The sequence below is a fragment of the Pseudomonas sp. 5.2 genome, assembly GCF_059025405.1.
In genome coordinates, this window is sequence record NZ_JBYBHH010000002.1 from 54,315 (window position 1) to 75,756 (window position 21,442).

The 21,442-nt window shown below is 63.7% G+C and carries 25 protein-coding genes; 12 read left to right on the forward strand and 13 right to left on the reverse strand.

The window, feature by feature from the left end:
* Positions 1–7 precede the first annotated feature (7 nt).
* Entirely contained in the window at positions 8–727 is a 720-nt protein-coding gene (locus AC5PZ0_RS03890; protein ID WP_027595237.1) for an SDR family NAD(P)-dependent oxidoreductase, read from the forward strand.
* A gap of 175 nt (positions 728–902) precedes the next feature.
* Here AC5PZ0_RS03890 and AC5PZ0_RS03895 read toward each other — a convergent pair whose 3' ends face one another.
* A complete protein-coding gene (locus tag AC5PZ0_RS03895) occupies positions 903–2,081 on the reverse strand; it encodes an acetyl-CoA C-acetyltransferase (RefSeq protein WP_493854399.1) in 1,179 nt (392 codons plus the stop codon).
* Positions 2,082–2,291: 210 nt separating this feature from the next.
* On the opposite strand from AC5PZ0_RS03895, the gene AC5PZ0_RS03900 reads away from it, so the two are divergent.
* Together AC5PZ0_RS03900 and AC5PZ0_RS03905 are read left to right on the forward strand one after the other, a co-directional pair.
* Positions 2,292–2,558: a PepSY domain-containing protein gene (locus tag AC5PZ0_RS03900; protein WP_099430430.1), complete on the forward strand. Its 267-nt coding sequence runs from the start codon at positions 2,292–2,294 to the stop codon at positions 2,556–2,558.
* Positions 2,555–3,094: a cytochrome b/b6 domain-containing protein gene (locus AC5PZ0_RS03905; protein WP_493854400.1), complete on the forward strand. Its 540-nt coding sequence runs from the start codon at positions 2,555–2,557 to the stop codon at positions 3,092–3,094. The genes AC5PZ0_RS03900 and AC5PZ0_RS03905 overlap by 4 nt, the downstream gene beginning before the upstream one ends.
* 22 nt (positions 3,095–3,116) lie before the next feature.
* Here AC5PZ0_RS03905 and AC5PZ0_RS03910 read toward each other — a convergent pair whose 3' ends face one another.
* From AC5PZ0_RS03910 to AC5PZ0_RS03925, 4 genes are read right to left on the reverse strand one after another with little or no spacing between them, the layout of a single operon-like run.
* Entirely contained in the window at positions 3,117–4,226 is a 1,110-nt protein-coding gene (locus tag AC5PZ0_RS03910; RefSeq protein WP_493854401.1) for an agmatine deiminase family protein, read from the reverse strand.
* 18 nt (positions 4,227–4,244) lie between these two features.
* Positions 4,245–5,330 carry an extracellular solute-binding protein gene (locus tag AC5PZ0_RS03915; protein ID WP_493854402.1) on the reverse strand — a complete coding sequence of 362 codons (1,086 nt, stop codon included), beginning with the start codon at positions 5,328–5,330 and terminating at the stop codon, positions 4,245–4,247.
* A gap of 2 nt (positions 5,331–5,332) precedes the next feature.
* Complete coding sequence (gene aguB, locus AC5PZ0_RS03920; protein WP_493854403.1) at positions 5,333–6,229, reverse strand: N-carbamoylputrescine amidase; 897 nt, start codon at positions 6,227–6,229, stop codon at positions 5,333–5,335.
* On the reverse strand, positions 6,226–7,266 hold the full coding sequence (locus tag AC5PZ0_RS03925; RefSeq protein ID WP_099430427.1) for an agmatine deiminase family protein: 1,041 nt from the start codon (positions 7,264–7,266) through the stop codon (positions 6,226–6,228). Before AC5PZ0_RS03925 ends, aguB begins: the two co-directional genes overlap by 4 nt.
* A 135-nt stretch (positions 7,267–7,401) precedes the next feature.
* On the opposite strand from AC5PZ0_RS03925, the gene AC5PZ0_RS03930 reads away from it, so the two are divergent.
* The 3 genes from AC5PZ0_RS03930 to AC5PZ0_RS03940 all read left to right on the forward strand — a co-directional run bounded on the left by AC5PZ0_RS03930 (position 7,402) and on the right by AC5PZ0_RS03940 (position 10,685).
* Positions 7,402–8,265: a LysR family transcriptional regulator gene (locus tag AC5PZ0_RS03930; RefSeq protein ID WP_099430426.1), complete on the forward strand. Its 864-nt coding sequence runs from the start codon at positions 7,402–7,404 to the stop codon at positions 8,263–8,265.
* 119 nt (positions 8,266–8,384) lie between these two features.
* Complete coding sequence (gene fabV, locus AC5PZ0_RS03935) at positions 8,385–9,596, forward strand: enoyl-ACP reductase FabV (protein WP_493854404.1); 1,212 nt, start codon at positions 8,385–8,387, stop codon at positions 9,594–9,596.
* A gap of 180 nt (positions 9,597–9,776) precedes the next feature.
* Positions 9,777–10,685, forward strand: coding sequence for an alpha/beta hydrolase family protein (locus AC5PZ0_RS03940; RefSeq protein ID WP_493854405.1), 909 nt, complete (start codon positions 9,777–9,779; stop codon positions 10,683–10,685).
* A 96-nt stretch (positions 10,686–10,781) separates the two neighbouring features.
* Here the strand turns inward: AC5PZ0_RS03940 and AC5PZ0_RS03945 are convergent, their stop codons facing one another.
* From AC5PZ0_RS03945 to AC5PZ0_RS03960, 4 genes are read right to left on the reverse strand one after another with little or no spacing between them, the layout of a single operon-like run.
* Entirely contained in the window at positions 10,782–11,123 is a 342-nt protein-coding gene (locus AC5PZ0_RS03945) for a HopJ type III effector protein (RefSeq protein WP_493854406.1), read from the reverse strand.
* Positions 11,116–11,412, reverse strand: a complete 297-nt coding sequence (locus AC5PZ0_RS03950) for a DUF1244 domain-containing protein (protein ID WP_493854407.1) — start codon at positions 11,410–11,412, stop codon at positions 11,116–11,118. The genes AC5PZ0_RS03945 and AC5PZ0_RS03950 overlap by 8 nt, the downstream gene beginning before the upstream one ends.
* A 9-nt stretch (positions 11,413–11,421) precedes the next feature.
* On the reverse strand, positions 11,422–12,168 hold the full coding sequence (gene folM / locus AC5PZ0_RS03955) for a dihydromonapterin reductase (protein WP_099430423.1): 747 nt from the start codon (positions 12,166–12,168) through the stop codon (positions 11,422–11,424).
* A gap of 32 nt (positions 12,169–12,200) precedes the next feature.
* Positions 12,201–12,761 (reverse strand): putative antibiotic biosynthesis monooxygenase, encoded by a 561-nt coding sequence (locus AC5PZ0_RS03960; protein WP_027595251.1) that lies wholly within the window; start codon positions 12,759–12,761, stop codon positions 12,201–12,203.
* A 218-nt stretch (positions 12,762–12,979) separates the two neighbouring features.
* Here AC5PZ0_RS03960 and AC5PZ0_RS03965 point away from each other — a divergent pair, with 218 nt between their 5' ends.
* Entirely contained in the window at positions 12,980–13,930 is a 951-nt protein-coding gene (locus AC5PZ0_RS03965; RefSeq protein ID WP_493854408.1) for a MerR family transcriptional regulator, read from the forward strand.
* On the opposite strand, the gene AC5PZ0_RS03970 is transcribed toward AC5PZ0_RS03965, so the two are convergent.
* Together AC5PZ0_RS03970 and AC5PZ0_RS03975 are read right to left on the reverse strand one after the other, a co-directional pair.
* On the reverse strand, positions 13,915–14,532 hold the full coding sequence (locus tag AC5PZ0_RS03970) for a hypothetical protein (protein WP_027595253.1): 618 nt from the start codon (positions 14,530–14,532) through the stop codon (positions 13,915–13,917). The genes AC5PZ0_RS03965 and AC5PZ0_RS03970 overlap by 16 nt on opposite strands.
* A 59-nt stretch (positions 14,533–14,591) precedes the next feature.
* Positions 14,592–15,020, reverse strand: a complete 429-nt coding sequence (locus AC5PZ0_RS03975; RefSeq protein WP_027595254.1) for a PAS domain S-box protein — start codon at positions 15,018–15,020, stop codon at positions 14,592–14,594.
* Between the two features lie 115 nt (positions 15,021–15,135).
* On the opposite strand from AC5PZ0_RS03975, the gene AC5PZ0_RS03980 reads away from it, so the two are divergent.
* The gene (locus tag AC5PZ0_RS03980; protein WP_099430420.1) at positions 15,136–15,591 is read left to right on the forward strand and encodes a flavodoxin; all 456 of its coding nucleotides are present in this window, start codon (positions 15,136–15,138) and stop codon (positions 15,589–15,591) included.
* Positions 15,592–15,627: 36 nt separating this feature from the next.
* Here AC5PZ0_RS03980 and AC5PZ0_RS03985 read toward each other — a convergent pair whose 3' ends face one another.
* Complete coding sequence (locus AC5PZ0_RS03985; RefSeq protein ID WP_493854409.1) at positions 15,628–16,515, reverse strand: LysR family transcriptional regulator; 888 nt, start codon at positions 16,513–16,515, stop codon at positions 15,628–15,630.
* A 98-nt stretch (positions 16,516–16,613) separates the two neighbouring features.
* On the opposite strand from AC5PZ0_RS03985, the gene AC5PZ0_RS03990 reads away from it, so the two are divergent.
* From AC5PZ0_RS03990 to AC5PZ0_RS04000, 3 genes are all read left to right on the forward strand, one after another.
* The gene (locus tag AC5PZ0_RS03990) at positions 16,614–17,000 is read left to right on the forward strand and encodes a CidA/LrgA family protein (RefSeq protein ID WP_186702479.1); all 387 of its coding nucleotides are present in this window, start codon (positions 16,614–16,616) and stop codon (positions 16,998–17,000) included.
* Positions 16,990–17,676, forward strand: a complete 687-nt coding sequence (locus AC5PZ0_RS03995) for an LrgB family protein (RefSeq protein WP_027595258.1) — start codon at positions 16,990–16,992, stop codon at positions 17,674–17,676. Before AC5PZ0_RS03990 ends, AC5PZ0_RS03995 begins: the two co-directional genes overlap by 11 nt.
* A 176-nt stretch (positions 17,677–17,852) precedes the next feature.
* Positions 17,853–18,749, forward strand: coding sequence for an alpha/beta fold hydrolase (locus AC5PZ0_RS04000; RefSeq protein ID WP_265970186.1), 897 nt, complete (start codon positions 17,853–17,855; stop codon positions 18,747–18,749).
* 443 nt (positions 18,750–19,192) lie between these two features.
* Here the strand turns inward: AC5PZ0_RS04000 and AC5PZ0_RS04005 are convergent, their stop codons facing one another.
* Positions 19,193–19,975, reverse strand: a complete 783-nt coding sequence (locus AC5PZ0_RS04005; RefSeq protein ID WP_027595260.1) for an IclR family transcriptional regulator — start codon at positions 19,973–19,975, stop codon at positions 19,193–19,195.
* A 164-nt stretch (positions 19,976–20,139) separates the two neighbouring features.
* Between AC5PZ0_RS04005 and hmgA the strand changes: the two genes are divergently transcribed.
* Positions 20,140–21,441 carry a homogentisate 1,2-dioxygenase gene (gene hmgA / locus AC5PZ0_RS04010; RefSeq protein WP_493854410.1) on the forward strand — a complete coding sequence of 434 codons (1,302 nt, stop codon included), beginning with the start codon at positions 20,140–20,142 and terminating at the stop codon, positions 21,439–21,441.
* The last annotated feature ends 1 nt before the right edge of the window (position 21,442 follow it).

Sequence of the window (21,442 nt, forward strand, 5' to 3'; positions counted from 1 at the left end):
TGATGCGATGAGAGTTCTGGTAGTCGGCGCCAGCAAGGGGCTGGGCAAGGCCTTCATGGAAGGGCTGGGCAAGCCGGGCGATACGCTGATAGGTGTGTCCCGCTCGCGCCCCGAAGGGGTGGTGGTCGGCAAGGGGGTCGAGGTACAGTGGATTGCGGCCGACCTCGGTCAGCCGGCTGCCGCCGTCGAGGCCGTCGCCCAGGCGCTGGCCGAGGGTGGCGTGGATACCCTCATCTACAACCTCGGGCTGTGGGAGGCCGAGGCGTTTTCAGAACACTACAGCTTCCTGGACGATCACGACCCAGAGCTGCAACGCATGGTCGACTGCAACATCACGGCCACTGTCCTGCTGATCAAGCGCTTGCTGCCGATGCTGCTGGAAAGCGAGAAACCACGGATCATCCTTACCGGTTCCACTTCAGGTCTGCCGCAGAGCGGGCGCCCTGAAGTGACGTTTGCTGCGTCCAAGTTCGCCCTGCGCGGGATTGCCGAGGCTTTGCGTGAGGGGTATCGCGAACAGCGCCTGGGTGTGACGTGCCTGAACTTGGGTTACCTGAACACCGAGGATGGCCTGAATGTGCCAGTTGCCGACGCTGCGGCGCGGGGGGAGGGCGGGTTGATTCCGCTGCACGATGTGGTGCTGATGGTGCGGACGATGTTAGAGCTGTCGGCGGCAAGTTATGTGCGCGAGTTGACCTTGCCGGCCATTGCCGATGAGCGGTTCTGAGTAAGCAGGCCCGGCCTCTTCGCGGGGCAAGCCCGCTCCCACAGGAAAAGCACAAACCTTGAGAGCTGTGGTTAACCTTTGGGAGCCACAGGAAAAGCACAAACCTTGAGAGCTGTGGTTAACCTGTGCGGGCTTGCCCCGCGAAGGGGCCGGGCCTGCCGGCATCAATGACTGATCAGCGCTCGATCGCCAACGCCACCCCCTGGCCACCACCAATGCACAACGTGGCCAGCCCTTTCTTCGCATCACGCTTGATCATCTCGTGCAGCAAGGTCACCAGCACCCGGCACCCCGATGCCCCAATCGGGTGGCCAAGCGCAATCGCCCCACCATTCACGTTCACCCGTGCCGCATCCCATTCCAGCGCCTTGCCCACCGCCAGCGCCTGCGCGGCAAAGGCCTCGTTGGCTTCGATCAGGTCCAGGTCCGCCAGCTGCCAGCCGGCTTTGTCCAGGCAGCGCTGGGTGGCCGAAACCGGGCCAATGCCCATGATCGCCGGGTCTACGCCAGCACTGGCATAGGCCGCGATCTTGGCCAGCACCGGCAGGCCCAGGGCCTTGGCCTTGGTGGCGCTCATCAGCAGCACGGCGGCGGCGCCGTCATTGAGGCTGGAAGCATTGCCAGCCGTGACGCTGCCGTCCTTTTTGAAGGCTGCGCGCAACTTGCCCAGCGATTCGGCGGTGGTGTCCGGGCGAGGCTGTTCGTCACGATCGAAGACCTTGGGCTCACCCTTTTTCTGCGGCATCACGATGGGGGTGATCTCGTCCTTGAAACGGCCCGCCTCGATCGCGGCCACGGCCTTGCGCTGGGACTCGGCGGCGAAGGCATCTTGCTGCTCACGGCTGAGGCCGTACTTATCCACAAGGTTCTCGGCGGTAATGCCCATGTGGTAGTCGTTGAAGGCATCCCACAGGCCGTCGGTAATCATGCTGTCGATCAGCTGGCCGTGGCCCATGCGCTGGCCCGTGCGCGCCGAAGGCATGACGTAGGGGGCCAGGCTCATGTTTTCCTGGCCGCCGGCAATCACCACCTCGGCGTCGCCGCAGCGGATGGCCTGGGCCGCCAGGTGCAGGGCCTTGAGGCCCGACCCGCAGACCTTGTTGAGCGTCAGCGCGGGCACGCTGAAGGGCAGGCCGGCCTTGATCGCGGCCTGGCGGGCCGGGTTCTGGCCAGCGCCGGCGGTAAGCACCTGGCCGAGGATGACCTCGTCGACCTGGGCTGGGTCCAGTTGTGTCTGTTCCAGCAGGCGCTTGATTACGGCGGCGCCGAGGTCGACGGCGGGCACTGTTGCCAAGGCGCCCTGGAAGCTGCCGATGGCGGTACGGGTGGCGGCGACGATGACCACGTCGTTCATGTTGTTGTTCTCCGTGCAAGGGTGAGCGCCGCGAGGGCAGGATGCCGTCAGCATCGGCGGGTTTGGTTGATTTGTTAAGTTTGTTTTTCTTTTGGATTGATCTGGAAAACAAATGAATGACGCGGACACGCTTGCACTTATGCAAGCCGCTGGCCCCGGGTCTAAGCTGGATGTCGTGCTGTTTCACTCCACGTAACGGAGCTCATGTCCATGCGCATCCTGATCGCTCTCACCCTCCTGATCGGCAGCAGCACAGCATTCGCCGCCACCCAATGCACCACAGCAGATAAAAGCACGTGGCAAGACCCGGAAAAATTCCAGGCCCAGCTCAAGGAACAGGGCTACAAGATCAATAAGTTCAAGGTCACCAAAGGCAACTGCTACGAAATCTACGGTTTCGACAAGGATGGCCGTAAGGTCGAGATCTACCATGACCCGGTCAGCGGCAAGGCAGTCAAGACCGAGTACGAAGATTGAAGGCTGATGCCACGGTGCAGCTGTGGGACCCCCTCCTGCGGCTGTGCCACCTGTCGTTGGCCACGGTGTTTTTCGCGGATTATTTTTTCAATGAAGAGGGCGACGACTGGCACCAGTGGCTGGGCTACTACGGGCTGGCGTGCGTGGTGTTACGCCTGGTCTGGGGCTTTGTCGGCCCGCAAAGCGCACGCTGGGCCGACTTTTGGCCGACCCCGGCGCGCCTGGCCGCCCACACCCGGGCGCTGGTACGCGGGCAGCCTTACCATCGCCTGGGGCATTCGCCGATTGGCGCCCTGGTGATGCTGTTGATGCTGACCGGGATCGCGGGCCTGGGCCTGACCGGGTGGGCGTCGCAGGAGGTCGACGCCCTGTGGGGCGCCGACTGGCCGATGAGCCTGCACAGCTTCCTGGCCGACGCGGTGCTGGCATTAGTCTGCGTGCACGTGCTGGCGGCGATCGTCGAAAGCCTGCGCCTGCGCGAGAACCTGCCCTTGTCGATGCTGACCGGCAGGCGTCGATTGCCGGACGACCAGTGAGTGCTTGGCGCTGCGCGAGCACTTACACCGCCGGGCACTGGTGGGTCACGCAATGGATGCCGCCACCCCCTGCCGCGATGGCATCGATGTCCAACTGCACAATGTCGCGGTCCGGGTAGAGCGACGCCAGCAGCGCCCGCGCTTTCTCGTCGGCCTGGGCATCACCGAACTGCGGCACAATGACCGCGCCGTTGATGACGAAGTAGTTGATATAGCCTGCCGCAAAGTCCGGGTTGCCCTTGCTGAACCTGTTGCGCCGGCCGCGCATCGGCGGTGAGACCACGTGGACTTGCAGTCGGCGGCCCTCGGCATCAGTGGCCTGTTTGAGAATCTCCAGGTGCTTGCGGGTCACGGCATGGTCGTAAGACTCAGGGTCGTTGTCGAGGTTGGCGATCACCACGCCTGGCCGTACGAAGCGCGCATAAAAATCCACATGGCCGTCGGTGATGTCCTCACCGGCGATACCCGGCAACCAGATGATCGTGCTCAACCCCAGGCGCGCCCTGAGCTCGGCTTCCACCTCGGCTTTGCTCCAGCCGGGGTTACGGTTAGCGTTTACCCAGCTGCTTTCGGTCATGATCCCGGTGCCATGGCCATCGACCTCGATGGCGCCACCTTCACCCACCAGTTCACTGCGCTGGTAGTGGGCCTTGGCTAGCGTGGCGACGCGTTTGGCCAGCAGGGCATCGTTGCGGTGGCGCTGCTTGTTGCCCCAGCCGTTGAAGTTGAAATCGACCGCGGCCAAAGCACCGTCATCGTCGACAACGAAGTTGGCGCCGATGTCGCGCATCCAGATGTCATCCAGCTCGCAGGTCACGAATTGGGTGTAGGGGCTGGCGCAGTGTTGCTTGGCCAGCGCCAGTTCGCTGGGGCGGCAAAACACTGTCAGCGGCTGGTAGCGTGTAATGGCCTGGGCGATGCGGCCCAGAGCGGCCTGGACGTCGGAGGTGAAGTCTTCCCAGATCGCCGGCTGGGCGCCGAAGGCGATAAAGGCGCGTTGCTGCGGCTCGCCCTCATCAGGCATGAACCAGCGCTCCGGCGCCTCGGCGCGGGCCAGGCCCAGCGGCAGGCCGAGGCTGGCCCCCAGCCCTGCGGCCAGCGACAGTTGCAGGAAGGTTCTACGGTTTGGCATGGCACCACGTGGCATGGTTCAGTCCTGTGCAGTCTTGAAGCGTGTCCACACCCGCATGCGCGCACGCATGTCGGCTTGGGGAATGTCCCGGCCGGGTATCAGCCGGGCATAGGTGGCTTCGTCGAGGTAGATGTCGGGGTTGTCGCGCATGCGTGGCTCGACGGCCTGGCGCGCCTTGGCACTGGCCGTGGGGTAGCCGGTGAAGTTGCTGATGGCCGCCATGTTCGCCGGGCGCATGACGAAGTTGATGAAACGATAGGCGTATTCCGGGTGTTTGGCATCGGCGGGGATGGCCATGGTGTCCATCCACACCGTGGTGCCTTGGCGCGGCACGCGGTATTGGAAGTCGATCGCCTTGCCCGCAGCCTCGGCCGTGCGCTGGGCCTGGATCACATCGCCGCTGTAGCCCAGTGACAGGCACAGGTTTTCGTTGACCAGCTCGGTCACCGGTTGCGACTGGAACTTGCGCACATAGGGGCGGATGGCCTTGAGCAGCTCGCTGGCGGCGGCCAGGTCTTCGCGTTTGGCGCTGCGCGGCTCCCGGCCCAGGTAGTTGAGGACCACGGCAAGCACTTCGTCTTGCGAGTCGATGATCGAGATGCCGCAGTCGGCGAACTTGGCCGCCAGCTCCGGTTTCAGCAACAGGTCGAGGTCGTCCAGCGGCGCGTTCGGCAGGCGTTGGCGGACCTTGTCGGCATTCACCGTCAGGCCGATGGTGCCCCAGGTGTAGGGCACTGTCGCCTGGCTGGCCTTGGGGTAGCGGGCATGCAGCGTGCGCAGGCCGGGCTCGATGTCATCCAGGGCCTCGAGGCGGCTGGGGTCGAGCGGCTGCAGGCTGCCGGCGCGCATCAGCCGCTCGGCCACGGTGTCGCCGGGGAACACCAGGTCATAACCGCTGCGCCCGGACATCAGCTTGGCTTCGAGCACCTCGCTGCCGTCCATGACGTCGTAGATCACCTGGATGCCCGTTTCGGCGGTGAATTGCTTGAGGGTGTCCTCGGCAAAATAATCGGCCCAGTTGTACAGGCGCAGGGTCGGTTGTTCAGCCTGGGCGTGGCTGGCGCAGAGCGCCAGGGCAAGTGCAGCCAGCGGTAGCAGCTTCATGTTCAGGCCCTCGTAACAGGGGGGTGGTGGCCGTCCAGGGTCAGCAACGGCGCGTACATGTCCGGGCGGCGGTCGCGGTAGATGCCCCAGGTCAGGCGGTCTTCGCGCATGCGCCCAAGGTCCAGGTCGTGCAGCCAGATACCGCTGCTGTCGCGGTCGGCTTCGGCGAGCAATGCGCCCTTGTGGTCGCAGATAAACGATGAGCCATAAAACTGCATCGCCAGGGTGTCATCGCTGCCGGCCACTTCGCGGCCCACGCGGTTGGCCGCGACCACCGGCAGCAGGTTGGCGGCGGCATGCCCGCGCATGGCGATTTGCCAATGATCGCGCGAGTCCAGCTCGGCGGCGCCGGGCTCGGAGCCGATGGCGGTGGGGAACAGCAGCACTTCGGCGCCCAGCAGGGCCAGGCAGCGGGCCGTTTCGGGGAACCACTGGTCCCAGCAGATACCGATGCCCAGCCGGCCGAACGCGGTATCCCAGACCTTGAAACCGGTATCGCCAGGGCTGAAGTACTCTTTCTCCTGATAGCCGATGGCATTGGGAATATGCGTCTTGCGGTAAACCCCGAGCAGGCGGCCGTCGGCATCGGTCACGGTCAGCGCGTTGAAAAAGGCATTGCCGGCCCGTTCGTACCAACTCAATGGCAACACCACGCCCAGCTCTCTGGCCAGCGCGGCGAAGCGCTGCAGGATCGGGCTGTCGGGGTAGGGCTGGGCCAATGCCAGGTGCCGGTGGTCCTGCTCGATGCAGAAGTACGGGGTGGCGAACAGCTCTTGCAGCAGAATCACCTGGGCGCCTTTGGCAGCGGCCTGGCGCACCAGCTGTTCGGCGCGGTCGAGGTTGGCGGGCAGGTCCCAGGTGCATGGCATCTGGGTGGTGGCGATGCGCAGCAGGCTCATGGTCGCACCTCGGGTTGCTGCTGGGTGATGCAGTGGATGCCGCCGCCGCCGTGGGCGATGTGGTCGATGCGTACCGGTACGATCTCGCGGCCGGGGAAGGCAACGGCCAGTTGCGCGGCAGCCTCCTGGTCGGCAGGGATGCCGTAGGCCGGCATGATGATTGCGCCGTTGGCAATGTAGAAATTGGTGTAGGACGCGCAGAACACTTCAGCGTCCTGGTCGACCGCAGCGCTGGCTTCGTAAAGGTCGAGCAGCTCGAAAGGCCGGCCTTGCGCGTCGGTGGCAAGCGCCAGGGCGCGGCGGTTTTCCCGCGCCACTTCGGCATACACCGAACTTTGCTCATGGGTGGCGTCGACCAGCAGCACGCCGGGGCGAGCGAAGGCGCACACGCCATCGACATGGCCGTCGGTCATGTCACCGGTGACGTACTGCGGGTCGCCAGGCAGCCAGATGGTTTTGCGAATGCCCAGGTAGCGGGCAAAGCAGGCTTCGAATTCGGCCTTGCTGATGCCGGGGTTGCGGTTGGGGTTGAGCAGCACCGATTCGGTGGTGATCAGGGTGCCTTCGCCGTCCACATGAATGGCACCGCCCTCATTGCACAGCGCAGTGCTGAAGCCATCGAGCCCCAGGTGATCGAGCATGCGCCGGCCCAGGCTGCGGTCGCGGCCGTGTTGCGACTTGCCGCCCCAGGCGTTGAAGCGCCAGCTCAGGCCGGCCAGGCCGTGCTGCGGATGGCAGATGAAGCTTGGGCCGCTGTCACGGCACCAGCTGTCGTCGACGGTCAGCTCGATCAGCTCGATGTTGGCGCCGCACAGGGCACGGGCGCTTTCAACGGCAGACGGGTCGACCACCATTTTTACCGGTTCGAAGCGGGCGATGGCGGCGGCCACACGGGCGTAATCCTGCTGCACATCGGCCAGGCGTACGTGCCAGCCGCTTTCCCACAGCGCTTGGTTGTGCGGCCAGATCATCCAGGTGGCTGCGTGGCGGGCCCATTCGGCGGGCATGCGCCAGCCGCTGTCGAGGGACAGGTCCATAGAGAACTCCGATCTATTAAGGATTTTTATCAACGAAGCCCGCCGTCGCGGGTGTTGGTTGCCATGCTATGGCTAGGAACGTTCAGCGACAAACGATAGATTTAGCGCACATCTGATTAGCAAGGCTTATCGATCATGCTCAAACACTGGCCACCCCTCAATGCCCTCAGAGGCTTCGAGGCCGCTGCGCGGCTTGGCAGCTTCCACAAGGCTGCCGAGGCCCTCAACCTCACTCAGTCGGCGATCAGCCAGCAAATCCGCAGCCTGGAAACCTACCTGGAACAACCCTTGTTCCATCGCAGCGGGCGCAGCGTGAGCCTGACCGATGCCGGCCACGATCTGCTCAGTACCACCCAGTCGCTGCTGCAGCACCTGGCCGTGGGCATCCGTCGCCTTGAGCAGTACCGCAAGCCCAATCAGCTGGTGGTCAACACCAGCCCGGCCTTTGCCCGGCACTGGCTGCTGCCGCGGCTGGCCGACTTCCATCAGCGCTGCCCGGAGGTCGACCTGTGGCTGTTCACCAGTTTCGAGGTGCCGGACATGGCGACCGAGACCATCGACCTTGCCATCCGCGACGACCTGAGCGCCCAGGCCGAATGCAGTTTCAGCGTGTTGCACCAGGACACGTTGTACCCGGCCTGCCACCCTTCTCTGGTGTCTTCGACGGCACGCACTACCTTGCACGGTGAGCGGGAAATGGACTGGAGCCATTGGCAACTGGAGGGCGGTGAAGACGTGGGGCAGCAGGGCAAGGGGCTTAACTTCTCCGACCCGGGGTTGCTGTTGGATGCCGCCTGTGAAGGGCTGGGTATCGCGCTGGTCAGCCAGCTGCTGGCCCGGCGGGCGGTGGCGCAGGGGCGCTTGCAAGCGCTATCGCCACAGCAGGTGCGGGGGCCAGCGTGGGCCTGCCTGGTGCACCGCGACAGCCAGGATGATCCATTGGCGCAGCGGTTTTTGCAGTGGTTGCAAGGCCAGTTGACGGAGCAAGCGCCGTTTTGAATCCCCTCAAACACCCCGTAAGATGTGTCCGATAACCTGCGGGGGTAGTCTCACCCTCTGATCAATCGGAATCGCCCGTGGCGGCGCTTCCCTGGCATAAACCTGACGAGGTACAGACATTGGCCATCATTCATCCTAAGGTCCGCGGTTTCATCTGCACCACGACCCACCCGAAGGGCTGCGAGCTCAACGTCCGTGACCAGATCGAAGCCACCCGCAAGCTGGGCGTGCGCGAGGATGGCCCGAAGAAGGTCCTGGTGATCGGTGCTTCCAGCGGCTACGGCCTGGCAGCGCGCATTACCGCAGCGTTCGGCTTCAAGGCCGACACCCTGGGCGTGTTCTTCGAAAAACCAGGTACCGAGACCAAGGCCGGTACCGCTGGCTGGTACAACTCTGCCGCGTTCGACAAGTTCGCCAAGGCCGAGGGCCTGTACAGCAAGTCGATCAACGGTGACGCCTTCTCCGATGAGGCCCGTGCCAAGGTCATCGAGCTGATCAAGAACGAAATGGGCGGCAAAGTCGACCTGGTCATCTACTCCCTGGCGTCCCCGGTGCGCAAGCTGCCGCAGACCGGTGAAGTGATCCGTTCGGCGCTCAAGCCAATTGGCCAGCCGTACAAGTCGACCGCCATCGACACCAACAAGGACACTATCATCGAGGCCAGCATCGAGCCGGCTACCGAGCAGGAAATCGCTGACACCGTCACCGTCATGGGTGGCCAGGACTGGCAGCTGTGGATCGATGCCCTGGCCGGTGCCGACGTGCTGGCCAAAGGCGCCCGCACCGTGGCCTTCAGCTACATCGGCAGCGACATCACCTGGCCGATCTACTGGCACGGCGCGCTGGGCCAGGCCAAGCAGGACCTGGACGACACCGCACTGCGCCTGGACCAGAAACTGGCCGGCGAAGTCAAAGGCGGCGCCAACGTGGCCGTGCTGAAGTCGGTGGTCACCCAAGCCAGCTCGGCCATTCCGGTGATGCCGCTGTACCTGTCGATGGTCTTCAAGATCATGCAGGAGAAAGGCGTCCACGAAGGTACCCAGGACCAACTGGACCGCATGTACCGTGATCGCCTGTACCGCGCCGATGGCGCTCCGGCTGAGGTCGACGAGAAAGGCCGCCTGCGCCTGGACGACTGGGAACTGCGTGACGACGTACAGACCGCCTGCAAGGCGCTGTGGCCGCAAGTCACCACCGAGAACCTGTTCGAGCTGACCGACTACGCCGGTTACAAGAAGCAGTTCCTCAACCTGTTCGGCTTCGAGCGCGCTGACGTCAACTACGACGAAGACGTGGCTACCGACGTACAGTTCGACTGCATCGAGCTGTAAGCAAGGCTGAAAAAAGTCGGGGGCTGTACCGGCCTCTTCGCGGGGCAAGCCCGCTCCCACAGGATATCCACTGAGCCAAAGAGCCGTGGAGACCTGTGGGAGCGGGCTTGCCCCGCGAAGAGGCCGGCACAGCCCCCGATTTTTTTGCTAGCGTTGGCGCACAACAACAGGATGTGCGCCATGAGCAGCCTCACCCAACCCGCCACCGCCTTTCGCCACACCGCAGCCGACGGCTACAGCCTCGGCGGCTTCTGCTGGCGCCACGCCCAGGCCAATCCCCAGCGCCCGCTGGTGATCATCAACGCCGCCACTTCGGTGCGTTGCCGCTACTACGCGCGTTTTGCCGACTACCTGTTCGCCCAGGGCTGCGATGTGCTCACCTACGATTACCGCGGCATCGGCGAATCTCGGCCGCCAACACTGCGTGGTTTTCAGGCGTCCTGGAGCGACTGGGGGCAGTTGGACTTCGAAGCCATGCTGACGCACGCCGAACAGGCATTCCCCGGCCAGCCCATCGATGTGGTGGGGCACAGCTTTGGCGGTTGCGCAGTGGGGCTGGCGCCGTCTGCTGGCCGGGTCAGGCGGGTGGTGATGGTGGGCGCGCAGTTCGCCTACTGGCGCGATTATGCGGCGGATCAGCGCTGGCGCCTGTTCGGCAAATGGCATGTGGTGATGCCCTTGCTGACCCACGCCTTCGGCTACTTCCCCGGCAAGCGCCTGGGCTGGATGGAAGACACACCGGCGGGCGTGGTGCACGACTGGACAACCCGTACGCCACGCTACGAGCACCGGCCAAGCGGGCGCAGCTTGGAGAAGGTGCCGTTTGCGCACGTCCGGGCGGCGACGCTGGCGATCAGCCTCACCGATGACCCATTCGGCACCGTGGCGGCGACAGAGCGGTTGCTAGGGTATTTGCAGGGGGCCGAGCGCCAGCACCTGCGCATTGCGCCTGTGGATATCTCGGTCGAGAAGATAGGCCATTTCGCGTTTTTCCATGACCGCTTCCGCGAGCGCTTGTGGCCGATTGCGCTGGCGTGGCTGCAGTGCGGTGAGTTGCTGCCGAACAGGCCGGGGCAGATCATCAGCTGATTGGCCCTCACAGGGCCTGCGCAATACCTGATGCCTGTGCTGCCCCTGTAGGAGCTGGCTTGCCTGCGAAAGGGCCGCACAGCGGCCCCAGCAATCTCAAGCCTTGCGCGAAAGCGGCTGCGCGGTAAATTTCACACCCGCCAAACCATGCTCGATCAGCGCCCGGATATTGCCGTGGTCACTGCCCTCTGGCGTGGCCACGACATCGCGATAATGCTCACCAAAGGCCAGCAGGGCCTCTTTATCGCTCAAACCTTCCAGCAGGGCCAGGCCCAGGGTCTTGCACGAGCCTTCGTTCTGCCCAGCGGCGTTTTCCACACCGCCGTTGTTGAAGGCCTGCGGCTGGTAGCTGTAGTGGGCGGCGATAAAGGCCAAGGTGTCGGCAAAGACGTGTTCGCCGCTGGCCAGGCTGGCGCGCAGGGTGTTCAGATCAGTCACGAGGTTTTCCTTTTTCGAACGCCGCTTGTTGTTCGGCGCTGGCTTCTTTCTGGTGTTGGGCTTTCCACTCGGCGTAGGGCATGCCGTACACCGTTTCGCGGGCGTCATCCAGGCTCAGGTCGACCTGACGCTCGTCGGCCGCGGCCTTGTACCACTTGGACAGGCAGTTACGGCAGAAACCGGACAGGTTCATCAGGTCGATGTTCTGCACGTCGGTGCGTTTCTGCAGGTGTTCGACCAGGCGCCGGAACGCGGCGGCTTCGAGTTCGAGCTGTTGTTGCGGGGTCATGGGCTTCTCTCAGGTCATGCGATTCTTCAGGTGGCGGCCACCGTTGATGACCACCTGGCTACCGGTACTGTACTGGCTTTCGAGCAGGTATTTGACCGTCTCGATCAGCGGGCCGGCGCCGGGTTCGAATTCCAGCAGGGCCTTTTTCAAGGTCTGCTGGCGGTAGGCTTCATCGCCCCCTTCCTTGAGGATCAGCAGCCCAGGCAGGATACCGTTGACGTGCACCTTGGGCGCATATTTTTCGGCGAACGACAGCACCATGTTCTGCAGCGCGGCTTTGGTGGCGGCGTAGCCGATGTGGCTCTTGCTGCCCCGCGAAGAGGTTTCGTCGCAGATGTGGATGATGTCGGCCTTGCCCACGCTGCCGGCCTTGCCGAGCATCTCGCCCAGGGCCAGGTTGAGATGGTAGGGCGCTTCGACGTGCAGGCGGAACATGGTGTCGAGGTTGGCCAGGCCATCGTCGAGCCACAGCGATGCGTTGTGAATGATCGCGCGCAAGCCGTCATAGTTGCCTTGCAGGTAGTCGATAAGCGCCTGGCGGTCGGCGGCCAGGCACAGGTCAGCCTGGAACTGCACGATATTGGGGTGTGCGGACTGCGGCTGGAGGCTGCGGCTGGCACTGATCACGGTATGGCCGGCTTGGGCCAGGTCGAGGGCAAGGGCCAGCCCGACGCGCTGGCTGGCTCCGGTAACGAGAATTGGGCTGTTCATGTTCGGGGCGGTCAACTTGTCTGTCCTTTCGTTGCCGCCCAGCATACCCGAACTGTTTCCCTCTTGTAGACCAGCCCTCAGCGGCTGCGCAGCGCTGCAGGGGTGGGCGCGGCAGGGTTCAGCCAGCCGGCCAGCAAGCGGGTGGAGAGGGGGATGAACAGGTAGACCATCACTGGCGTCAGGGCCAGGGTACTGAGCATCACGCGGGGTACCAGGTCGAGGCCTGCCAGCCAATGGCCGAACAACAGGTTGAACAGCAACGACACGGGGAAGAAGGCCAGCCAAATGGCGACGGCCTGCTTCCAGCGCGGCGGTTTTTGCACCGTATGGGTGCCAAACCAGTCATCGATACCACTGACACGCGCCTCTTTGGGGCGCTCGAACAGCCCGTTGCCGCGTTGCAGCCAGGCCTTGCGCGAAGCGGAATGCTCCCAGGCGTGCAGGGTAGGTTCGTCGCTGAAGCGGAAGATGATCTGGAATTCATCGCTGTCACGGGGTGGTGCCAGGATGCCGGAGCCGAGGTAGCCGGGGAAGTCGGTGGCCAGTTGCTCGCCTTCATGGAGCCAGGTAAGCAGGTCCTGGTAGCGGCCGTGGGCGGCGCGGCGCGACACCATCAAGGTGACGGGTGGGGTAGACATCGTGTATCTCCTGGCGACGGGGCTGGCGGGTAGCTGGCCCCTTGGCTGCGTCGCCCGGGGTGGTGGGCGACGCCAGCGTGCATGCAAGAATCGGGCGCGAATTATCGCGATATTGCAGTGTTCGGCAAGTGTTGGCTGGCAAACGGTTGTTAACCGGCGGCCTATGCTGTCGTAGTAACATGCAGGTTCCACTTCGGCACACAGGGTACTCAGTGCAGATGAACAAACAGGGACGTACGTCGGAATTCGATGCGGGCCTGGAACATCAGGAGCTGTTCCCGATTCGGGAGGTCTCCCGACTGACAGGCGTGAACCCGGTCACCTTGCGCGCCTGGGAGCGTCGCTACGGCCTCATTCAGCCAACCCGCACCGACAGTGGTCATCGTCTGTACTCCCAGGCTGATATCGACGATATCCGCAGCATCCTGGGCTGGCTGGAGCGCGGCGTGGCGGTGAGCAAGGTGGGCAGCATCCTGGTGCGGTGCCAGGCGCAGGTGCAGCGAAGCAGCGACTTGATGGACGTGCGCCTGGCCTGGCAGCAGCAGATTCTGGAGGCGGTGCAGCGCTTCGACAGCGCGAGCCTTCACCGTTTGTTCGATCAGGTGTTCGCTGGCCATACCCTGGATCAAGTGTTCGGCGACATCTTCATGCCGGTGTGGCACGACCTGGCAGCAGGCCAGGGTGGTTACGGTCCGCGGGCGTTTGGGCAGGCCAGCGCCTGGCTGTTTCTGGATCAGTTCTTGCGCGGGCGAGTGTTCGTGCGTCTTCAACTGGCGCGCATGGCCCGCAGCCGCACGGTGTTGCTGGCGCCATTGCCGGGGCCGTGTCACGAACTGGAGCTGCTGGTAACCGCCTTGTTGCTGGGCAGTGACGAGGTGGGGGTGAGTTTGTTGGCGCCTGGGCAACCCCTGCAGGAGCTGACGTTGATCTGCGAGCGACTCAAGCCTGATGCCTTGGTGTTGTTCTCCAATCAGGCGCCGACCGTGGAATTGAGCAAACGCCTCGAGCGCTTGGTGGTTGGCCTTGAATGCCCGTTATTGCTTGCCGGTGAAGTGGCCGAGCTGGCCCAGGACAGCCTGGCAGGCAGCCCGGTGGCCTGCCTGGGGGCAGAGAGCAGCGTGATGCGTCAGCGTTTGCGGCAGTTTCTGGCCGGTCAGCTCGACACCTGACTGTGCAGCTCTGGGTGCGCCTGACGATGGGCTTGCAGGATATAGCCGCGCAGGCGCTCGATTTCTTCGACCGGGCTGCGGCTTAAATCGTAGGCCGCAAGGTCAGGGCCAATGCGTCGGCGCAGCACCCCGTGCAGCTCGATGGGGGCAATGCCGGCCGGTGCGAAATGCAACTCGAAACGTGCAGGTGCTTGCGCCAGGTCGCGGATCTCGACCAGCGCGCCCTTGAACGAAATTTCGCGAACCCACAGGCCGCTCGGTTGATCGTGTGTATCCAGTAACGCGCTTGGCTGGTCCATGGACAAGCGCCATGGGCGCAGCATAGGGCCGTCTTCGTAGATTTCCGGTGAGCCCAGCTGCAGGTGCAGGGCATGGAACTCGTCTTCCACCAGTTGCAGCGGAAAGCTGATCTGCTGGTTGTTGAACTGCGCCTGCAAGGTGACCTGCTCGTTGGCCACCAAACGGGTGAGCAAGGTCTGGATCCGACGGTCGCCATTGACCAGCAGGCTGGACATCGAGTCAGCCAGGTTCAGCTGTGGCGAATGCTGCATGTTCTGTATGAAATCCAGCTCGTCCTGGGTCAGGAGCGCATCTGCTTGCATGATCGAACTCGGAGGTGGCGATTTCTTCAACGGGATTGACCGTGCGTAGCGCGTTTGGTTCAGGAGCGTAGGTCGTTTTTCGGACGTGCGCACATTTCGGCCAGTTCGCGTTCCAGCTCGACCTGGCGGCTGACGTCCTTCTGGATACCGATGAAGTAGGTGCGTTGGTCGGCGTCACTCTTAACCGGTGTGATCGACAACTCGTTCCAGAACGCGCTGCCGTCTTTGCGGTAGTTGCGCAGCACCTCTCGGCATGGCCGGCCTTCGGCCAAGGCTTTGCGAATGCGCGCACGGCCGAGCTGGTCGCGGTCGCTGCCCTGCAGGAAGCGGCAATCCTGATAAAGAATGTCGTCACGGGTGTAGCCGGTCAGGCGTTCGAAGGCAGCGTTCACGTAGATCAGGATGGTGTCTTCGCCTTCCTGTTCAGCGACCACGATCCCGTCGTTGGACGCATCGACCATGGATTGCAGCAGTTGCGCGTTGATCATGTTCGGGCCATTGGGCGAAGAGGCAGGGGGGCTGGTACTTAGGTAGAGGCGGCCTTTTGCCAGCGTTGAATGCTAGTATCCTACGTTTTCACTCTGTTTCGGAATCCTCTTCCCGATGAAAGTCGCCATTATTTCCGGGTCGGTGTACGGCACCGCCGAAGAAGTCGCCCGTCATGCCGAATCGTTGCTCAAGGCCGCAGGTTTTGAGGCCTGGCATGCTGTACGTGCCACCCTGCAGGACCTTGAAGGTTTTGCCCCGCAGGCTTTTCTGGCGGTGACTTCGACCACCGGCATGGGCGAGCTGCCGGACAACCTCATGCCGCTGTACAGCACCCTTCGCGACACCTTGCCCGCCGCCTGGCGTGGCCTGCCGGGTGCGGTGATTGCGTTGGGCGACGCCAGTTATGGCGATACCTATTGCGGTGGCGGCGAGCAGATGCGTGAGTTGTTCGCTGAGTTGGGGGTACGTGAAGTGCAGCCGATGCTGCGCCTGGATGCCAGCGAAACGGTGACCCCGGAAGCCGATGCCGAACCGTGGTTGGCAGAATTTGCCCAGGCGCTGAAGGCCTGACGCCTGTAGGAGCGGCGCAAGGCCGCTCCTACCGCTTCAGCGCTGCACCTCACGCTCACGCAACAACGCCAGCCACGCCTGCGCCGCCCGTGACAGGTACGCCCCCCGCCGCCAGATGAATGCGATATCCCAACGCAGGTCCTCCGGCGACTGCAGCGCCAAGCGCACCACCCCAGGGCGCTCCAGCGCCTTTGCCACAACACGGGGCAGCAACACCACGCCTTGGCCGGCTGCCACCAACGCCACCAGGAAGTCCGCCTGGCCACTGCGCCCACCTTCTTTCGGGGTAAAGCCCTGCTGTTGGCAGGCCTTGAGCAGCCGGTCATTAAGCACGAAGCTGCGCTGATACAGCAGAAAAGGCGTATCGGCCAGTTGCCGCAAATGCACGCCAGCCTCCCCAGCCAGCGCATGCCCGGCCGGCAGCAGGGCATCGAGTGGCTCGTTGCAAAATGGCTGGAACGCGAAGGCTTCGTCACTGGGCGTCAGGCTGCCACCGAGCTCCAGCTCGCCGTTGCGCACCGCCTGCTCGACGCTGCGGCTGCCGCCTTCGAGCAATTGAATCGAGATGTTGGGGTAGCGTCGCCGGTATTCAGCGAACAGGCCGGCGAACAAGGCGTCACTGCCTAGTATCGGCAAGCCCAGCCGCAATTCGCCGCGTGCCATCTGGCCGAGGTCATCCAGTTCGCTGAGCAATGCCTGGCGCTGGCGCAACAACGCTTCGCCGCGCTCTAGCACGATGCGCCCGGCGGCGGTCAGGTGCAGCTGTGAGGCCTGCCGCTCAAGCAGCGGCTGGCCTACATCTTGCTCCAGCTGAGCCACTTGCTTGCTCACCGCCGACTGGCTGATGTGCAGGGTTTGCGCCGCTTGGGTGAAGCCCCCGCGGTGCACCACTTCGATGAAGCTGCGCAGTTGTTTGAATTCCATGGTCGCAATTCCGTTTTGGAATGCTGATCAGTCTAACAATTCGCTTCTGGCCTAGGCAGGCAAATCTTAAAATGAGGGCCTGTCGAGGAAGCACCCCCATGAAACCCGCGTTAGTGAAAAAAGCCCTGCGCCTGCTCGTCGAGCTGGCGATCCTGTTTGCCCTGTTCCTGCTCGGTGGCCAGCTGGCTGTGTGGCTCGGCTGGCCCATCCCCGGTGGCGTGATGGGGCTGGCGCTGCTTCTGCTGCTGTTCGCCAGCGGTGTGGTCAAGCCGGCCACGTTGCAGCTGGGCGCCGGCTGGCTGATGGCGGAAATGCTGCTGTTCTTCATTCCTGCGCTGATGAGCCTGCTTGATTACGGCACCCTGGTGCGCGAGGAAGGCTGGCGCATCCTGCTGGTGATTGCCGTGAGCACGCTGATGGTCATGGTGGTGACTGCGCTCACCGTCGAACTGGTGTGCCGCTGGAGGCTGCGCCATGAGCCTTGAACCTATGCCGCTGTTCTGGCTGGCGCTGACCCTGCTGGCCTACCTGGGCAGCCGCTGGCTGTACCGGCGCAGCGGGCGCTACCTGCTGTCGCCGCTGATCCTGGTCCCTGCGCTGCTGCTGGCGGTGGCCGTGCCGTTGCACACCGCTTATGCCGAGTACGCGCGCAACACCCATTGGCTGATGGGCGTGCTGGGCCCGGTGACCGTGGCATTCGCGGTGCCCATCTGGCAGCAGCGGGCTATGTTGGCGCGCCACTGGCCGGCATTGCTGATGGGTATGCTGGCCGGCAGCACCGCTTCGATCGCCAGCTCCTGGGGGCTGGCTCACCTGTTGGCGCTGGACAATGCGATCAGCCTGTCGCTGGTGCCGCGCTCGATCACCACGCCGTTCGCCATGCCGCTGGCCCACGACCTCGGCGGCGTGCCGGAACTGACCGCGGTATTCGTGATGTTCACCGGGGTACTGGGCGCGATGTTCGGCGGGGTGCTGCTGCGTTGGTTGCCCTTGCGCACACCTTTGGCGCGGGGTGCGTTGTTCGGGGTCGGGGCGCATGGTGCTGGGGTTAGCAGGGCCCAGGAAGTGGGCCGCGAAGAAGGCTCCGTGGCCGGCTTGGTCATGGTCCTGACCGGGCTGCTGAACCTGTTCGCCGCACCGCTGCTGGCCATGCTCCTCTGACCGTTCGTGCCACTGACTCGCAAGGTCATCAAGCTGGCTGGCAACGCAAGTTTCAGCCCATGGGCGGCTGGCTAGACTCTGCCTCGACATAGAGAGCACATGTAAGTGCCGAGGTGACATGCAATGAGCGCAGCCTTGCCCTATTCCGTCAACACAACTCCACCGGGACCGATCTGATGCCTTTGGCCGAGATTCCATTGTGCGTCTGGCGTACCCGGGGACAGAGTTTTACCTTCCGGGGCCAGAGCATCCGCTACTGGACCGCAGGGCAAGGAGAGCCCCTGCTTCTGTTACATGGCTTCCCCACTGCCAGTTGGGACTGGCACTACCTGTGGGCGCCGCTGGCCCAGCGTTTTCGGCTGATCGCCTGCGACATGCTGGGCTTTGGCGACTCCGCCAAACCGGTCAATCACGCATACAGCCTGATGGAACAGGCCGACCTGCAGCAAGCGTTGCTCGCCCACCTCAAGGTCAACCAGCCTGTGCACCTGATGGCCCATGACTATGGCGGCAGCGTGGCCCAAGAGCTGCTGGCGCGGCACCACGAACAGCGCGCGAACATCGCCAGCTGCGTGTTTCTCAACAGTGGGCTGTTCCCCGAGAGCTGCCGCATGCTGCTGATCCAGAAGCTGCTGCTCAGCCGCCTGGGCTGGTTGGTAGGGCGCTCGTTCGGGCGTGACGACCTGGTGCGCAACGTGACCCAGGTTTATGGCCCCTGCACCCACCCCAGTGAAAGCGCACTGGACGATTGCTGGAGCCTGATCGCCGCCAACCGCGGCACGCGCATTTTGCACAAGCTGGCCGGCTACTGGCCGGAGCGCACCCTGCACCGCGAGCGGTGGGTGGGGGCGTTGCAACGTGAAGGGGTGCCCTTGCGCTTCATCAACGGTGTGGTCGACCCGGTTTCCGGTGCGCGCATGGTCGAGCGTTACCGGCAACTGGTGCCGGAGCCCGATACCGTGCAACTGCAGGGCATTGGCCATTACCCGCATACTGAAGCACCGGTGCAGGTGTTGCGGCATTACCTGGCCTTTCGTGAGCAGCCGCTGAGTTTTTTGCAGTGCCTGGCATGAGTTTTCAGCGCCTGTGAGATCGAGCGCCGCCTGCGCGGCGCTTCGCAGCACAAGGCTGCTCCTACAGGAGATGGGCGGCGCCCAAACCCCAGGAATAATTGGCCCGAAACAGATGTAGGAGCAGCCTTGTGCTGCGAATCGCCGCGCGGGCGGCGCTCGATCTCATCGGCGCTAAAAATCTAACGCCATACCCCCGGCGGCCCTAACGCTCTCACCTAACAAACACCAGGCAAAAAAAAAGCCGCTGCAATCGCAGCGGCCAATCGAGACGTTAGATCAAGGAGCTTCAAAATCTACGTCGGTGAACCTCGCAGGCCTGAAGGGCGGGGGGGGTAGTGCCCTTCATGCCGGCCAGTGAGTTAAGAATAAGCGCTTGATCCTGTAGGAAAAATAGCCGCTTACGACATTCACCTTTACGTTTCGGGCAACAGTGCCCATTCCGCTCACCCTTCAGCCGCGTACCCCATCCGCCAGCTTGTATCGCGCGCTGCAGCCAGCAACCGCTGCGCCGCAGGCCCGTGCTCGTCGGCATGGAAAATCGACGTCGGGCCGACCACAGTCATCACCGCAGCGATCTGCCCCAGGGCGTTGAATACCGGTGCTGACAGCGCATCCACACCCGGCATCAACAGGCCATGCACATGGTGCAGGCCACGTTCACGGATGCCCTCCAGCACGGCCGCATAATCGCTGGCGCTGTGCTGCAGCGCTGCCAGCTCCCGGTCGCGCAGCTCGTCAGTTTCGCGCGCCGGCAGGTAGGCGGCGAACACCAGGCCGGTGGACGAACTGAGCAGCGGCAGCACCGACCCGATCTGGGTCACCACCGTAACCGCACGCACCGCAGGCTCGATGCTGACCACGGTCGCGCCCTGATTGCCCCAAACGGCAATGAAGCAGCTCTCGTTCAACTCATCGCGCAGCTGCGACAACGGCAGCGCCGCAATCTTCAGCACATCGATGCTGCCCAATGCCGCCAACCCCACGCGCAACGCCTCACGCCCCAGGCCATAGTGGTTGGTGGCCGCATCCTGTTCGGCAAAGCCGCTGGCAATGAGCGCCTGCAGGTAGCGGTGCACCTTGCTGGCCGGCATCTGCACATGCTCCGCCAGGCGTGACAGGGACGTGGAAGGAGAGAGTTCGGCGAGTGCCTTGAGGATATCGGTGCCGACTTCCGCCGAGCGGACCTTCTGCTTGCCGTTATCGGTGGGTGAGCTGGCTTTGGCCATGGGCATAGGTATCCGGATTCGTCGAGTCGCGCCTTTATAGCTTGACGCCTTGTCCGTAGCAAATTACGTTATTCGTAATCTGATTACGATAAAAACAATGCAGACGTGCTGCCACCCCAGCAGCCAGCTGCCAGCAACGGCTCTGCCAGAGCCCGGAGGCATCGATGAACCGCGACACGTCCCCCGACCTTCACTACCTGAGCGGCTTCGGCAACGAGTTCGCCAGCGAAGCACTGCCAGGTGCATTGCCGGTCGGGCAGAATTCGCCGCAGAAAGCCCCCTACGGCTTGTATGCCGAACTGCTTTCGGGCACGGCGTTCACCATGACCCGCAGTGAGTTGCGCCGCACCTGGCTGTACCGCATCCGCCCGTCTGCACTGCACCCACGCTTCGAGCGCCTGGCACGTCAGCCGCTGAGTGGGCCGCTGGGCGCCGTCACCCCAAACCGCCTGCGCTGGAACCCGCAGCCCATCCCTGCCGAGCCCACCGATTTCATCGAAGGCTGGGTGCCGATGGTGGCCAACGCGCCCGCAGATAAACCGGCGGGCGTGAGCATCTACATCTACAGTGCCAACCGCTCCATGGAGCGGGTGTTCTTCAATGCCGACGGTGAACTGCTGCTGGTGCCGGAACAGGGCCGCCTGCGCATCGCTACCGAGCTTGGGGTCATGGACGTCGAGCCGCTGGAAATCGCAGTGATCCCACGGGGCATGAAGTTTCGCGTCGAGCTGCTCGATGGCCAGGCGCGTGGCTACCTGGCCGAAAACCACGGCGCGCCGCTGCGCATTCCGGACCTCGGGCCCATCGGCAGCAACGGCCTGGCCAACCCGCGTGACTTCCTCACGCCGGTGGCGCATTACGAAGAAGCCGAGGGCCCGGTGCAACTGGTGCAGAAGTTCCTCGGCGAACACTGGGCCTGCGAGTTGCAGCATTCGCCGCTGGACGTGGTCGCCTGGCATGGCAGCAACGTGCCCTTCAAATACGACCTGCGCCGCTTCAACACCATCGGCACGGTCAGCTTCGACCACCCAGACCCGTCCATCTTCACCGTGCTGACGTCGCCCACCAGCGTGCATGGCCTGGCCAACATGGACTTCGTGATCTTCCCGCCGCGCTGGATGGTGGCCGAGAACACCTTCCGTCCGCCATGGTTCCACCGCAACCTGATGAACGAGTTCATGGGCCTGATCCAGGGTGCCTACGATGCCAAGGCCGAGGGTTTCCTGCCGGGCGGCGCTTCGCTGCACGGGGTGATGAGCGCCCATGGCCCCGACGCCGAGACGTGCGACAAGGCCATCGCCGCCGACCTCGCGCCGCACAAGATCGACAACACCATGGCCTTCATGTTCGAGACCAGCCAAGTGCTGCGCCCGAGCCGCCATGCGCTCGAATGCCCGCAATTGCAGGCCGACTACGATAGTTGCTGGGCCACCTTGCCGAGCACCTTCAACCCGAACCGGAGATAAC

What these genes read in the sequence shown, in the direction of transcription:
- AC5PZ0_RS03995 (WP_027595258.1), top strand. Translation starts at nt 16,990, where the DNA reads ATGAGCCTTGAACCTATGCCGCTGTTCTGGCTGGCGCTGACCCTGCTG.
- AC5PZ0_RS03985 (WP_493854409.1), bottom strand. Translation starts at nt 16,515, where the DNA reads ATGGAATTCAAACAACTGCGCAGCTTCATCGAAGTGGTGCACCGCGGG.
- AC5PZ0_RS04000 (WP_265970186.1), top strand. Translation starts at nt 17,853, where the DNA reads ATGCCTTTGGCCGAGATTCCATTGTGCGTCTGGCGTACCCGGGGACAG.
- AC5PZ0_RS03990 (WP_186702479.1), top strand. Translation starts at nt 16,614, where the DNA reads ATGAAACCCGCGTTAGTGAAAAAAGCCCTGCGCCTGCTCGTCGAGCTG.
- AC5PZ0_RS03975 (WP_027595254.1), bottom strand. Translation starts at nt 15,020, where the DNA reads ATGATCAACGCGCAACTGCTGCAATCCATGGTCGATGCGTCCAACGAC.
- AC5PZ0_RS03940 (WP_493854405.1), top strand. Translation starts at nt 9,777, where the DNA reads ATGAGCAGCCTCACCCAACCCGCCACCGCCTTTCGCCACACCGCAGCC.
- AC5PZ0_RS03910 (WP_493854401.1), bottom strand. Translation starts at nt 4,226, where the DNA reads ATGCCAAACCGTAGAACCTTCCTGCAACTGTCGCTGGCCGCAGGGCTG.
- folM (WP_099430423.1), bottom strand. Translation starts at nt 12,168, where the DNA reads ATGCTGGGCGGCAACGAAAGGACAGACAAGTTGACCGCCCCGAACATG.
- AC5PZ0_RS03900 (WP_099430430.1), top strand. Translation starts at nt 2,292, where the DNA reads ATGCGCATCCTGATCGCTCTCACCCTCCTGATCGGCAGCAGCACAGCA.
- AC5PZ0_RS03895 (WP_493854399.1), bottom strand. Translation starts at nt 2,081, where the DNA reads ATGAACGACGTGGTCATCGTCGCCGCCACCCGTACCGCCATCGGCAGC.
- AC5PZ0_RS03915 (WP_493854402.1), bottom strand. Translation starts at nt 5,330, where the DNA reads ATGAAGCTGCTACCGCTGGCTGCACTTGCCCTGGCGCTCTGCGCCAGC.
- AC5PZ0_RS03965 (WP_493854408.1), top strand. Translation starts at nt 12,980, where the DNA reads ATGAACAAACAGGGACGTACGTCGGAATTCGATGCGGGCCTGGAACAT.
- AC5PZ0_RS03960 (WP_027595251.1), bottom strand. Translation starts at nt 12,761, where the DNA reads ATGTCTACCCCACCCGTCACCTTGATGGTGTCGCGCCGCGCCGCCCAC.
- AC5PZ0_RS03925 (WP_099430427.1), bottom strand. Translation starts at nt 7,266, where the DNA reads ATGGACCTGTCCCTCGACAGCGGCTGGCGCATGCCCGCCGAATGGGCC.
- AC5PZ0_RS03970 (WP_027595253.1), bottom strand. Translation starts at nt 14,532, where the DNA reads ATGCAAGCAGATGCGCTCCTGACCCAGGACGAGCTGGATTTCATACAG.
- AC5PZ0_RS03950 (WP_493854407.1), bottom strand. Translation starts at nt 11,412, where the DNA reads ATGACCCCGCAACAACAGCTCGAACTCGAAGCCGCCGCGTTCCGGCGC.
- AC5PZ0_RS03980 (WP_099430420.1), top strand. Translation starts at nt 15,136, where the DNA reads ATGAAAGTCGCCATTATTTCCGGGTCGGTGTACGGCACCGCCGAAGAA.
- AC5PZ0_RS04005 (WP_027595260.1), bottom strand. Translation starts at nt 19,975, where the DNA reads ATGGCCAAAGCCAGCTCACCCACCGATAACGGCAAGCAGAAGGTCCGC.
- AC5PZ0_RS03930 (WP_099430426.1), top strand. Translation starts at nt 7,402, where the DNA reads ATGCTCAAACACTGGCCACCCCTCAATGCCCTCAGAGGCTTCGAGGCC.
- hmgA (WP_493854410.1), top strand. Translation starts at nt 20,140, where the DNA reads ATGAACCGCGACACGTCCCCCGACCTTCACTACCTGAGCGGCTTCGGC.
- aguB (WP_493854403.1), bottom strand. Translation starts at nt 6,229, where the DNA reads ATGAGCCTGCTGCGCATCGCCACCACCCAGATGCCATGCACCTGGGAC.
- AC5PZ0_RS03890 (WP_027595237.1), top strand. Translation starts at nt 8, where the DNA reads ATGAGAGTTCTGGTAGTCGGCGCCAGCAAGGGGCTGGGCAAGGCCTTC.